This is a genomic window from Sandaracinus amylolyticus (assembly GCF_000737325.1).
Taxonomy (GTDB): domain Bacteria; phylum Myxococcota_A; class Polyangia; order Polyangiales; family Sandaracinaceae; genus Sandaracinus; species Sandaracinus amylolyticus.
Window position 1 is genome coordinate 1,479,346 of the sequence record NZ_CP011125.1, and the last position, 12,720, is coordinate 1,492,065.

The window sequence follows — 12,720 nt, forward strand, 5'->3', positions numbered from 1 at the left end:
GTGATTCAGGCGTCGCGTGGCGGGGTCGGGCCGCCATGTCGGCGGGATCCGACACTCGCGCGGGGCGCGCTCTGCAGCGTAGGATCGAGCCTCGATGAGCGATGGCAAGACCGTCCCCACGCGACGCACCGGAGTGCCGGTGCGCGCGGTGCGCGTCACCGTGGTGACGGGGCCCGACGCGGGTCGTGCGTGCGAGTCGCACGACGAGCCGATCACGGTGGGCACCGCCGACGGCAACTCGCTCGTGCTCTCGGATCGCGCGGTGTCGCGGTACCACCTCGAGCTGCGCGGGCGCGGCGATCGGATCCTGCTCACCGATCTCGCGACGACCAACGGCACGAGCGTCGGCGGTGCGCTGGTCGAGGACGCGTCGGTCGCGCTCGCGAGCGGCACGACGGTGCGGCTCGGGCAGACCGAGCTGCGCGTCGACGGCGGCGAGGTCGTGCTCGTCGACGTGCCGGGGAACGACGGCGCGGCCGGGATCGTCGGGCGCACCGTGGTGATGCGGCGCCTGCTCGATCGCATCGCCGGCCTCGCGACGAAGGACGCGCCGGTGCTGCTGCTCGGCGAGTCGGGCACCGGCAAGGAGCTGCTCGCGCGCGCGCTGCACGAGGGGATCGCGAGCGAGCCCGGCACGCGGCGCGATCGTCCGTTCGTCACCGTCGACTGCGGCGCGGTGCCCCCTTCGCTCTTCGCGTCGGAGCTCTTCGGGCACGAGCGCGGCGCGTTCACCGGCGCCGATCGCGCCTATCCGGGCGCGCTCGAGCGCGCCGACGGAGGCACGCTCTTCCTCGACGAGATCGGCGAGCTGCCGGCGGAGCTGCAGGCGTCGCTGCTCGGCGTGCTCGAGCGCCGTCGGGTGCGTCGCGTGGGCGGTCGCGACGAGCGCGCGATCGACGTGCGCCTCGTCTCGGCGACCCATCGTGATCTGCGCGCGGACGTGAACGCGGGGCGGTTCCGGCTCGATCTCTATTACCGCATCGGCGTGGTCACGGTGCGCGTGCCGCCGCTGCGCGAGCGGGTCGAGGACGTGCCGCTGCTCGTCGAGCGATTCCTGCGCGCGAGCGGGTACGAGGGCGAGGTGTCGGCGCTCTTCTCGCCCGCGGTGATGCGCGAGCTGCGCGCCCATCGATGGCCGGGCAACGTGCGCGAGCTACGCAACGTGGTGACCGCCGCGCTCGCGGTGGGCGAGACGCCCGAGCTCGTCGCGGGCGAGCGCAGCGAGGAGGCGGCGGGGAGCGACGACGACGTGATCGGTCGTGTGCTCGGGCTGCCCTACAAGGAAGCGCGCAAGCGCTTGGTCGACGCGTTCGAGGTGCGCTACGTGCGCGCGCTGCTCGAGAAGACGGGCGGCAACGTGCGCGCGGCGGCGCGCGAGGGCGAGATGGATCGCTCGTACCTGAACGATCTGATCAAGCGCCACGGCATTCGCGAATGATCAGAACCGAACGGCGACGCCGGTGCCGGTGATCGCGACGCGCGCTTCGGCTCCGGTGCGGAGCCACGCGAGATCGAGCACGACGAGCAGCGCGCCGAGCGCGGTGACGCCGATCGACGTGTACGCGAGGCCGGCCATGAGCAGCCCCTCGTCGCGCGTGGCGACCGTCGGCTGCGCGACGTAGGCCGCTTCGAGATCGCTCGTGCGGATGCTGAAGCCGATGATTCCCGCGGCCCCGAGCACCGCGAGCGCGCCGCCGGTCCACGTGAGCCATCCCGGCGCCAGCGTGGGCTCGGGCTCGCGCGGAGGTGGCAGCGGAGGCACGGGTGGCGGCACGCGCGCCGCGACGATCCGCGCGCGCAGCGCATCGGCCTGCGAGCGCGCCCGGGCGCGCGCCGCCTCGTCGAGCTGCGTGCTGATCGCAGCGGCCTCGTACTCCTGGAGCGCTTCCTCGGGCCGACCCAGGCGCTCGAGGCAGACCGCGATGTTGAAGCGGACCGCGTCGTGCGGCGCGAGCTCGAACGCGCGGCGGAACAGCGTGAGCGCGCGCGCGTCGTCCTCCTCGATGAACGCGGCTTCACCCGCGCGGAACGCCTCGCGCGCCGCGGCGCGTGTCGCTTCGTCGTCCTGCGCGAGCGCGGGCATCGCGACGAGCACGACGAAGAGCGCGAGGATCGCGGCGAGCGAGCGCATTCAGTACGGATTGCCGAGCAGCTGCTCGGCGCGACCCGACGCGGCGCGCGGCGGAGTCGGAGCCGTGGTGACGGGCGGCGTCGCCGCGCTCTCGGTCTCGCGCTCGCGCGAGGATCGTGCGCTGCGTGCGCGCCGCGCGCGCGGCGGCTCGGGCGCGACCGGCGCGGGCTCCGCGATCGCCGGCGGCGCTTCGATCAGCGGCGGCGCCTGCGGAGGAGCGGGCGCGATCACCGGCGCGGCCTCGACCACCGGCGGGCTCGTCGCGGGCGTGTCTCCGTACGCCGCGGACGAGAGCGCGGCCCACGCGGCGATCCCGCCCGCGCCGAGGACGACGAGCGCCGCCGCGACGAGCCCCACGCTCGCGCGACGCGGCGTCGCGACCGGCGCATCGACGATCGGCGGGCTCGCGAGCACCTTCGCGAGCGCGTCCTCGTCGCGCGCCTTCTCGTCCGCGAACGATGCGGACATCCACGACGCGATCGCCGCCGCGCGCCATCGATCGGGCGCGTCGAGCGCGCGCACGATCTCCGCGGCCGACGCAGGACGCAGATCCATGTCGCGCTCGAGGCACGCCATCACTTGATCGGCCACCGCGTCGGGCACGTCGGGCGCGACGGCACGCAGATCGGGGATCGTCGCGTGCATCACGTTCCACATCGTCGTGGCGTCGGTGTCGGCGCGGAAGAGACGACGCCCCGTGAGCGCCTCCCAGGCCATCACGCCGAGCGCCCAGAGATCGGTGCGGCGGTCGATCGTTCTCTCGCGATGGATCTGCTCCGGCGCGAGGTACGCCATCTTTCCCTTCACCTCGCCGGTGCGCGTCGACGTGAGCCGCCCGCGCGCCTCGGCGATGCCGAAGTCGACGACCTTGATCTGCCCGTCGAACCCGAGGTGCACGTTCTGCGGGCTCACGTCGCGGTGCACCACGCCGAGCGGCTCTCCGTCCGCGCTCTTCGCCTCGTGCGCGGCGTGCAGCCCTTCCGCGACCGCGACGATCACCGCGATCACGAGCTCGCGCGGGACGTCTTCGCGACGCTCTTCGCAGCGCTGGAGCACGCTCGCGAACGAGCGTCCGCGCAGGTACTCCATGACCATGAAGGGCATGCCGTCGTGCTCGCCGACGTCGAACACCTGGACGACGTTCGCGTGCTGGATGCGCGCCGCGATGCGCAGCTCGTCGCGGAACATGTCGACGAAGCGATCCTCGCGCGCGAGGTGCGGGAGCAGCAGCTTGAGCGCGAGCAGCTTGTCGAACCCGTGGAGGTCGCGGCGGCGCGCGGCGTACACCATCGCCATGCCGCCCTGCGCGACCTCCGCGACGAGCTCGTAGCGATCGACGCGCGCGGGTGGGCGAGGCAGATCGGGGGTTCGCCGCTCCGGCGCGAGCATCCGCTCACGATGCCACGCGCGCGCGACGCGCTCCAAGCCCCGCGCCCGCGCGTCGTATGATTCCGCTCGTGCGCGCCGCGCTCGTGCTGATCTCCGCCTCGACCCTCGCGGGATGCTGGTCGTTCGATCCCGCGCTGCTCGCGCGCGATGCCGGCGCGCCCGACGCGCGCACCGGAGGCACCTGCGACGTCGAGCTGCGGGAAGGCGACATCGTGATCGCCGAGCCGCCGCTGACGTCGGTGCCGGCGCTCGGCGCGATCGAGAACGATCCGACGTGGCGCAGCTGCGTCCGCCGCCTCACCGCGCTCGAGGGCGATTCGACCGCGTCGCCCTCGCATCGCGCCCTCGAGAACGCCGATCGCACGCTGCTGATGGTGCAGACCGACGGCTACGAGTGGATCGTGTACGAGGCGGACACGCTCGAGCGCGTCGGAGGATCCGGGCTCTACACGGTCGACGAGCCGTACTGGCACCCGACGCAGCCGAACGTGGTGCGCCACCTCGACGGCTTCGTGCTGCGCGATCGCGACGTGCTGCGCGAGATCACCACCGACGTGTGGGACTTCACGAGCGCGCTGCGCGCCGCGTTCCCCGACGCCGCGTCGGTGCGTCCTTCCTACGGCGCGCTCGGTCGCGTCGCGTCCGCGGATCTCTCGCGCTGGGCGATCGAGGTGCTCGACGCCAGCGAGGCGCGCCTCGGCTTCGCGGTGATCGACGCGGGCTCGCAGTCGGTCCTCGGCACGTTCCCCGACACTTCGGGCGCGCGGGTCGCGCTCGCGCTGAGCCCGAGCGGCGCGCACGCGGTGCGCCTCGACTGCGACGGAGCGAGCACCGTGCATCGCGCGGACGACGCGACCCTCGTGCGCACCTTCGCGACGTTCGAGGACTGCCCGCAGGACTGGGACTTCGCGCACCTGCACGACGGCCGCGAGGCGATCCTCTACGCGACCCTCGACTGGCTGCGCGCGCAGGCGCTCGCGGACGGCGAGGAGATCGACGTGCTCGATCTGACGTGGGACGACGGCGAGAAGTCGATCGGCGTGCGCGTGTCGGGCACCGGCCACGCGCGACCGGGGTGGGCCGCGATCTCGGTGTTCCGCTGCCAGACCGACTGGCGCAGCGCGGACTGCGCGACCGGCACGCGCGCGCACCAGGATCGCGTGGTGCTCATGGAGCTGCTGCCCGAGCGCGGCGAGCGACGCGTGCTCAACCTCGCGTGGCACCGCGCGACCGTGGACGGCTCGCAGAGCGTGCCGGTGCCGAGCGCGACGCGCGCGCTCGATCGCGTGCACTTCGTGTCGAGCGGCGGCGCGAGCGGATCGGCCGTCGATCTCTACGAGATCCGCGTGCCGCCGGGCGCGCTGTAGAGGTTCGTGGTAGGCGCGCGTCGATGTTGCCCTGGGAACGGCTCGGAGAGGCGATCGCGCCCGACGGAGTGCGCCTCGAGCTGCGCCGGCGCGGGCACGAGTACCGCATCTGGGCGGGCGGCGTGGAGCTCATGTCGAACGAAGACGAGCCCTCGTCGCGCTCGCTCGCGGACCTCGGGTGTGCGCACCTCGAGGGCGGCTCGCCGCGCGTGCTGGTCGGCGGGCTCGGCATGGGGTTCACGCTGCGCGCGGCGCTCGATCGCGTCGGGCCTCGCGGCGTGGTCGAGATCGCCGAGCTGGTGCCCGAGGTCGTGACGTGGAACGAGGGGCCGCTCGGCGCCCTCGCCGATCATCCGCTGCGCGACGCGCGCACCGAGCTGCACGTGGGCGACGTCCGTGCGCGCATCGCGAGCGGGACGGAGCGCTACGATGCGATCCTCCTCGACGTCGACAACGGGCCGATCCGCGTCGCGCACGAGAGCAACGACGCGCTCTACTCGGGGCGCGGCATCGACGCCGCGTGGAGCGCGCTGCGGCCCGGGGGCGTGCTCGGCGTGTGGTCGCTCGCCGATCACGCGGGCTTCACCGCGCGGCTCCAGCGCCGCGGCTTCGAGGTGCACGTCCACCGCGTGTTCGGCTCGCGCAAAGGACGCGGGCGCGAGCACGTGATCTGGATCGCGCGCCGTCCGCTCGCCCAACGTCCGTCCTCCGCGAGAAAACACACGCGCTCGTGACGGGCCCGCGCCGCGCTCGCCAATCGGGACGGGCGACCGCGCGCGCAGCTCCCCCCCATCACGCGCGCGTGGCGCCCTGCTGTCTCTCGAGCGCAGGAGCATCGATGCGAGGTCTGGGTGTGGGTTCGATCGCGGTGTGCGCCGCGTGTGTGCTCGTGCTCGTCGCGTGTGGCGACGACGATGGCGCGCCCGGCGCGGACGCCGGCAACGATGCCGGCGTGGACGGCGGGCCCGTCGAGAACGACGACGCCGGGGCACCGGACTCGGGCTCGCCCGACGCGGGGCTCGACACCGACGCGCTCCTCGCTCGCATGCGCGCCCGGTTCTGCGGCACGCGCGCGAACCTGACGTGCGACGCCGCGTTCGACTGCGAGTGCGATCGCGGCGAGCGCCCCGACCTCGCGTCGTGCCTGACGACCGAGACGCAGCGCTGCTACGCCTCGATGATCCAGCCGCTGCGCGAGCACCTCGAGTCGGGCCGCGTCACCGTGGACCTCGCCGCCCTCGACGCGTGCGAGGCGCGCATGCGCGACAACCTCGGCGCCGCGTGCAGCGGGAACGTCGACGACCTCGCGGAGTGGTGCGCGCGCTTCCTGATGGACGAAGTCGCGGAGGGCGAGGAGTGCGCGTCGCCGCTCGTGCGCTGCCTCGACGGCGAGGGGACCTGCGCGAACGAGGCCGGCACCTGCGAGCGCGCGCCGGCCCTCGGTGAGACGTGCACCTTCACGTGCCGCGGCGACCTCGTGTGTCGCGGCGGGACGTGCGCGGAGCGCGCCGACGTCGGCGAGACCTGCGAAGCCGACTCGGACTGCGCGGGCACCGCGCTCTGCGTCGAGGGCACGTGCGCGGCGTCGCGCGTCGCGGTCGGCGGCGCGTGCGACGCGACGAGCGAGTGCACCGGCGGCGCGCTGTGCGACGAAGGCGAGTGCGTGATGGCGGACCCGACGGCGGGCTGCGAGGACGACTCGACGTGCGGCGCGCTCACGACGTGCGAGCCGTACTCCGCGCAGCACTGCGTCGGCCGCGGCTCGGTCGCGATCGGCGGCGCGTGTCTCGTCGACGAGCAGTGCGCGCCCGGCGCGTACTGCGAGGGCTACAGCACGTGCGCGGCGCGCGTCGCGATCGGCGAGAATTGCGATCGCTCCGCGATGTGCGCGGACGGCTACTGCGACGTCGGCTCGCCGTCGGCGACTTGCGTCGCGCCGGCCGCGGAGGGCGAGGGCTGCGACGCGCCGATCGGGCACCTCGGCCAGGTCTGCGCGGACGGGCTCGTGTGCGTCGGCAGCACCTGCCGCACTCCTCCCGCCGAGGGCCAGCCCTGCGGTGATCAGAACGAGTGCGCGACGGGCCTCGTGTGCGGCACCGGCAACCGCTGCCGCACGCCGATCGCGCTCGGCGCGGCGTGCGACGTGACCGCGCCCCAGAGCCCGTGCGTCGCGGGCGCGTTCTGCGACGCGGGCACCTGCGCGGCCGCGCGCGCGGCGAACGCGAGCTGCGACGGTGTCCCCGGCGAGTGCGGCACCGGCCTCGCGTGCCTCGACATCGCCACCCCTCACACCTTCGTGTGCACGCCGCTGCCGGGCGCGGGCGAGCTCTGCGCGATCGAGTGCGTGTCCGACTCGCTCTGCGTGTTCGGCCCGTTCGGTGGGCGCTGTCAGAACCCGGTGTGCAACGCGATCCCCGCGCCGCCGCCGCCGTTCTGAGCTTCGATCACGCGCGGCGCTGCACGCATCGCGTGAACAGCGCCTCGAGCAGCGCGGCTCCCTCGCGATCGGGGAGCCGCGCGAGCTCGGCGAGCGCGCGTGACCGATGCGCGCTGGCGCGCTCGCGGCATCGCACGTCGACGCCGAGCTCCTCGATGCGCGCGGCCGCCCACGCGACCTCGGCATCGGTGCACGCACGCTCGCCGCGGATCAGCGCCTCGAGCCGCCCGCGCTCGGTCGGCGGCAGCGCATCGCGCAGGAGCAGCGTCGGCAGCGTCGCCTTCCGCGCGCGCAGATCGGTGCCGCGGCGCTTGCCGAGCTCGGCCTCGTCACCGATCGCGTCGAGCAGGTCGTCGACGATCTGGAACGCGAGCCCCGCCTCGCGACCGGCGCGCGTGAGCGCGCGGAGGCTCGCGGGCGTCGCGCGCGCGGCGAGCCCACCCAGCGCGCACGCGGTCGCGAAGAGGCGCGCGGTCTTCGCCTCGATGACGCGGCAGTACGTCGTGATCGAGATCGCCGGATCGCCGGTGTGGCGCATCTCCGACCACTCGCCCTCCGCGAGCGCCGCCGCGGTGTCGGCGACGAGCACGCGGCTCTCGCCCGGGAGATCGCGCGCCGCCATCGCGAGGCGCGCGAGCAGCTGCAGCGCGACCGCCGTCGCGAACGGGACGCTCGTCGCGTGGTGGAGCGTCGGACCTCCGCGGCGCAGCGTCGCCCCGTCGAGCACGTCGTCGATCACCAGCGACGTCTGGTGCAGCCACTCGACGATCGCGCCCTCTCGAAGGGCCCACTCGGGATCGCCTCCACACGCGCGCGTGCTCGCGAGCACGAGGAACGGACGCAGTCGCTTGCCGCCCTGGCGCCGGAGGTACTCGATCGCGCCGCGTGTGCGCGGCGGCGCGCCACCGGCGAGCGCCGCGATCGCGTGCTCGACGTTGCGTCCATGCGCATCGACGAATCGATCGAGCGCGCACCCACCGCGCCGCGCCGGACGTGCGGCCGGCGCGGGCTCGGGCGCGATCGCGGGCAGCCACGCCTCGGGCTCGCGCGGTGCGGCGGGCCCCGAGGGCAGTCGATCGAGGAGCGCGCGCAGCACGCTCGCGGTGCGATGATCGGTCCAGGGCGCGAGCGCGGCGTGCGCCTCGCGCCGCGCGTGCGACTCGGCGTCGGACGTGAAGGGAGCGCGCGCGCCGATCGCATCGAGCGCGCCTTCCCAGCGCGCGCGATCGAGCGTGCCCTGTCGCGCCTCCCACGCGAGCGCGGTCCACGTCGCGAACGCATCGAGCTGCGCGTGCACCTCGTCGCTCACCTCGCCGAGGACGACGCCCGCCGCGATCGCGGCGCGCAGGAAGATCACCGCCTCGGGCACCGGCGCCTCGGCGCTCCACGCCGGGCTCAGCCGCGCGACGACGCGCTGCGCACGCGCATCGTCGTCGCGCACGAAGCGCGACCACGCGCGCAGGAAGTCGCGGGTGTCGCGCGCCACCGCGCGATCGAGCGCGTCACGACGCGGGCGATGCACGCGCTGGTTCCACGCCTCGATCGACGATGCGCACAGCCGCCGCGCGCGCCGCGATCCCGCGCGACCGAACCCGCGCGCGACCTGCAGCGCGAGCGCGCCGCCGAGCCCGGTGCGCGGCACCGACCACGGGTCGCCCTCGAGCACGTCGCTCACGTCGCGCAGCGCCGCCTGCACCGTCGGCCGCACGGGCGCGAGCAGCGGTTCGTACCAGGCGCCCCCGTCCACGGCGCGCGACGTTATCTCAGCGGTTCGTGTTGCGCGAGGGATCGTCGATGATCGAGAGGTGATCCTCGATCGTCTGCTCGAGGTAGAGCGCTTCCGCCTTCGTCGGCACGCGGCTCAGCAGATCGATCACCGTGCCGTCGACCTCCGCGGCGAGCGCGTAGTGCATGCCGTTGCGCCCGGCGCGCCGGCTGCGCACGAGCAGCTGCGTGATCCGCGCGACGTCGATCGTGCGCTCACCGGGCCACCACAGCGGCCCGTGCTCCACCGCGAGCGTGCGATCGTCGACGCGCACGACGGTACGGTTCACCAGCATCGCGATGCTCCAGTACGTCAGCGTGAGCCCCACCGCGACGTGGAGGAGCGGGAACGCGAGCATGATCCAGGGCGCGCCGCTCGCGATGCTCGCCGCGTACCAGAGCACGAGGATCGTGTTCCAGATCGTCGAGAACACGAGGAAGAAGATCCCGAGCCCGCTGAACCAGCGACGCGTGACGCGCAGCGGGCCACGAGACGCGGCCACGCGATAGCCGGCGTCGCCGGGCGCGACGAGCGCGCCGCCCTCGACGGTGATCGACGCGGGGCACGCGACGCGCTCGCGCGCATGGGCGTTGCGCCTCCGCTGCGCTTCGAACGAGAAGACCGCGTCGCACGACTCGCACTTCGCGAGGGCTCGCTCGACGCTCACCGCGCGCGCCGGGACCTTCGCCGCGCACCGAGGGCAGACCACGTGCACGACGCCAGCGTATCGCGCGGTGGTGCACTCCTACCATCGTGCTTGAGCCGCGGGGCCGACCTCGTGTACGCATGCACCGGGGATGGGAGCGCCCGCGCAGACGACGCGTCGCGAGCGGCACCGCGGTGAGCGCGGCTTGCCGCTGCGGCCCACGCTCGTCACGGTCGTCGCGCTGCTGATCGTGCTCGGCGCGGGCGGCGTGGGGCTCTCGGCGTACGTGAGCTCGACGCAGGTCGTCGACGGGCTCTTCCGCGATCTCGCGACGCGCATCGGCGCCGCGACCACGCAGCGCACGCTGCGTTACCTCGAGCCCGCGGTGCCGTACGCCGCGATGACGGCGGAGCTCGCGGATCACGGCGCGCTCGCGATCGACGACGAGGACGCGCTGCTCGCGCACTTCCACGCGGCGGTCGCGTCGAACCCGTCGTTCACGTGGGCGTCGTTCGCGCGCGCCGACGGAACGTACGTCGCGGTGCAGCGCGCCGAGGAAGGACGCCTTCGCGGCACGATCCGCTCGCAGGATGCGGATGCGTTCGGGGCGCTCTCGGGCGAAGGTCCGACGCGGTGGCGCGAGCTCGACGCGACGAGCACCGGGTTCGTCGTGCGCGACGAGCATCGCGGCACCTACGACGCGCGCACGCGCGGCTGGTACCAGGAGGCCGCGTCGCGCGAGGGTGGGCGCTGGGTGCGCCCGTTCCTCTTCTTCACGCGTCGTCAGCCCGGCTTCATGTACGTGATGCCGCTGCGCGATGACGCGCAGCTGCGCGGCGTCTTCGCGGTCGAGTACGAGATCTCGTATCTGTCGGAGTTCCTCGCGACGCTGCGCGTCGGCGAGAACGGCCGCGTCTACCTGCTCACGCACGACGGGCTCGTCGTCGCGCATCCCGATGGACAGGTCACGGAAGGCGAGGGCGACGCGCTCGCGATCGCGCGCGCAGCCTCGCACCCCGACGTCGCGCTGCGCGAGGCGTTCGCGGCGATGGAGGCGAGCGGCGGCGCTGCGCGGTGGCTCGCGGACGGCGGGCACTTCCGGTTCGGCGAGCACCTCGCGATGGCGCACCCGTTCCCGGGCGAGCACGGGATGGATCTCGCGGTGCTCGTGATCGCGCCCGAGGCCGACTTCTTCGGCGAGGTACGTCGACAGGGCGCGATCGCGGTGGTGATCGCGCTCGTCGCGCTGATCCTCGCGGTGCTCGCGGGCGTGGTGTTCTCGAACCGCATCTCGGGCGCGCTGCGCGTCATCGCGGACGAGATGGAGCGCATCGGTCGCTTCGAGCTCAGCGATCGTCCGGTGTCGGGCGACGGCTCGCTGGTGCGCGAGGTGAACGACATGACCGCGGTCGCCGATCGGATGAAGAACGGGCTGCGATCGTTCGGCAAGTACGTGCCGCGCGCGCTGGTGCAGGAGCTGATCGGCAGCGGCGAGGAGGCGGTCCTCGGGGGTCGCAGCCGCGAGCTGACGATCCTCTTCAGCGACGTCGCGGGCTTCACGAGCATCTCGGAGAAGCTCTCGCCGTCGGAGCTCGTCGAGCAGCTCGGCGAGTACCTCGACGCGCTCTCGTCGTGCGTCGAGCGCGAGCACGGCACCGTCGACAAGTACATCGGCGACGCGATCATGGCGTTCTGGGGCGCGCCGCGAGAGCTCTCGGACCACGCGCTGCGCGCGTGCCGCTCCGCGCTGGCGATGCAGCAGGCGGCGCGCGCGCTCGACGCGAAGTGGCAGGCCGAGGGCAAGCCTCCGATGAAGACGCGCATCGGCGTGAACACCGGCGAGTGCGTCGTGGGCAACATCGGCTCGCACGAGCGCATGAACTACACGGTGATGGGCGACTCGGTGAACCTCGCGAGCCGCCTCGAGGGGCTCAACGGCGCGTACGGCACGTGGATCATGCTCGGCGAGACCACGGCCGACGCGGTGAAGAGCGAGATGCTGGTGCGCCCGCTCGACTGGGTCGCGGTGAAGGGCAAGGCGCGTGCGATCCTGGTGCACGAGCTGCTCGGCACGCGTGCGTCGTCGAGCGAGGCACAGCGCGACGGCGTGGAGCGCTACCGTGAGGCGCTCGATCTCTATCGTGCGCGCCGCTTCGAGGAGGCGGCGGCCGCGTTCGAGCGGGCGCGCGAGGCGTTCGGCGGTGACGACGAGCCCAGCGCGGCGATGGCGCAGCGCTGCCGCGCGTACGTCGCGGAGCCGCCCCCGAGCGACTGGAACGGTGCGTCGGTGCGCCACAGCAAATGACGAGGGCACGCCGGCTGCTACTCGCGATCGGTCATGGGATCGCGCGGAGCCGGTGCATGGATGCTCGTGGGCGTGCTCGCCGTGGCGTGCGTGACGACCGCGTGCGACGACGAGGGCGAGCTCGACGGTGAGCGCGCGCCGGAGTGCAGCGCGCAGAGCGGCTGTCCGGACGGCTTCGAGTGCATCGACGGCCTCTACTGCCAGCGCATCCCCGGCACCGAGCAGCCCGGAGTCCCGACGACCGAAGATCCGCTCCCGCCGATCACCGGCGGCACGAGCGGCGGCGGCGGTCAGGGCGGTGCGCGCGACGCGGGTGTGGGTGACCAGCTCGACGGCGCGATCGCCGACGGCGACGGCGGTGGCCTCGTCCCGCCCGCCGGGGAGTGCACGGTGGGGCTCTCGCGCTGCGGCGAGCAGTGCGTGAGCCTCGAGAGCGACGTGACGAACTGCGGTGCGTGCGGCGTCGTGTGCCCGAGCGGTGGCGAGTGCCGCACCGGCGTCTGCTGCGATCTGGACGAGATCGTGTGCGGCGATGGCTGCGTCGACGTCGAGACCGACCCGCGCAACTGCGGCGCGTGCGGTCTCGACTGCGGCGCGGGCGACTGCGTGCTCGGAACGTGTCAGCCGCCGATCGAAGGGCCCGGCATCCCGCCGGGCAATCCTCCGTTCGGCCGCTGAGG

At 73.8% G+C, this 12,720-nt stretch carries 10 protein-coding genes; 6 read left to right on the top strand and 4 right to left on the bottom strand.

Features of this window, described 5'->3' with window-relative positions; translation table 11 throughout:
- The first annotated feature begins 94 nt into the window (after positions 1-94).
- The gene (locus tag DB32_RS06165; RefSeq protein ID WP_053231485.1) at positions 95-1,438 is read left to right on the top strand and encodes a sigma 54-interacting transcriptional regulator; all 1,344 of its coding nucleotides are present in this window, start codon (positions 95-97) and stop codon (positions 1,436-1,438) included.
- Here the strand turns inward: DB32_RS06165 and DB32_RS06170 are convergent, their stop codons facing one another.
- Both DB32_RS06170 and DB32_RS06175 read right to left on the bottom strand, forming a co-directional pair.
- A complete protein-coding gene (locus tag DB32_RS06170) occupies positions 1,439-2,131 on the bottom strand; it encodes a tetratricopeptide repeat protein (protein ID WP_053231486.1) in 693 nt (230 codons plus the stop codon).
- Positions 2,132-3,520: a serine/threonine-protein kinase gene (locus DB32_RS06175; RefSeq protein ID WP_157068767.1), complete on the bottom strand. Its 1,389-nt coding sequence runs from the start codon at positions 3,518-3,520 to the stop codon at positions 2,132-2,134.
- Positions 3,521-3,588: 68 nt separating this feature from the next.
- On the opposite strand from DB32_RS06175, the gene DB32_RS06180 reads away from it, so the two are divergent.
- The 3 genes from DB32_RS06180 to DB32_RS06190 all read left to right on the top strand — a co-directional run bounded on the left by DB32_RS06180 (position 3,589) and on the right by DB32_RS06190 (position 7,324).
- Positions 3,589-4,887, top strand: coding sequence for a hypothetical protein (locus DB32_RS06180; RefSeq protein WP_157068768.1), 1,299 nt, complete (start codon positions 3,589-3,591; stop codon positions 4,885-4,887).
- A 23-nt stretch (positions 4,888-4,910) separates the two neighbouring features.
- The gene (locus tag DB32_RS06185) at positions 4,911-5,621 is read left to right on the top strand and encodes a spermidine synthase family protein (protein ID WP_053231489.1); all 711 of its coding nucleotides are present in this window, start codon (positions 4,911-4,913) and stop codon (positions 5,619-5,621) included.
- Positions 5,622-5,740: 119 nt separating this feature from the next.
- Positions 5,741-7,324: a Dickkopf N-terminal cysteine-rich domain-containing protein gene (locus DB32_RS06190; protein WP_053231490.1), complete on the top strand. Its 1,584-nt coding sequence runs from the start codon at positions 5,741-5,743 to the stop codon at positions 7,322-7,324.
- 7 nt (positions 7,325-7,331) lie between these two features.
- Here DB32_RS06190 and DB32_RS06195 read toward each other — a convergent pair whose 3' ends face one another.
- Both DB32_RS06195 and DB32_RS06200 read right to left on the bottom strand, forming a co-directional pair.
- Entirely contained in the window at positions 7,332-9,071 is a 1,740-nt protein-coding gene (locus DB32_RS06195) for a polyprenyl synthetase family protein (protein ID WP_053231491.1), read from the bottom strand.
- A 16-nt stretch (positions 9,072-9,087) separates the two neighbouring features.
- Positions 9,088-9,804 carry a zinc ribbon domain-containing protein gene (locus tag DB32_RS06200; protein WP_157068770.1) on the bottom strand — a complete coding sequence of 239 codons (717 nt, stop codon included), beginning with the start codon at positions 9,802-9,804 and terminating at the stop codon, positions 9,088-9,090.
- A gap of 82 nt (positions 9,805-9,886) precedes the next feature.
- On the opposite strand from DB32_RS06200, the gene DB32_RS06205 reads away from it, so the two are divergent.
- Both DB32_RS06205 and DB32_RS06210 read left to right on the top strand, forming a co-directional pair.
- Positions 9,887-12,040 (top strand): adenylate/guanylate cyclase domain-containing protein, encoded by a 2,154-nt coding sequence (locus DB32_RS06205; RefSeq protein ID WP_053231493.1) that lies wholly within the window; start codon positions 9,887-9,889, stop codon positions 12,038-12,040.
- A gap of 33 nt (positions 12,041-12,073) precedes the next feature.
- Positions 12,074-12,718: a hypothetical protein gene (locus DB32_RS06210; protein WP_157068771.1), complete on the top strand. Its 645-nt coding sequence runs from the start codon at positions 12,074-12,076 to the stop codon at positions 12,716-12,718.
- Positions 12,719-12,720 lie beyond the last annotated feature (2 nt).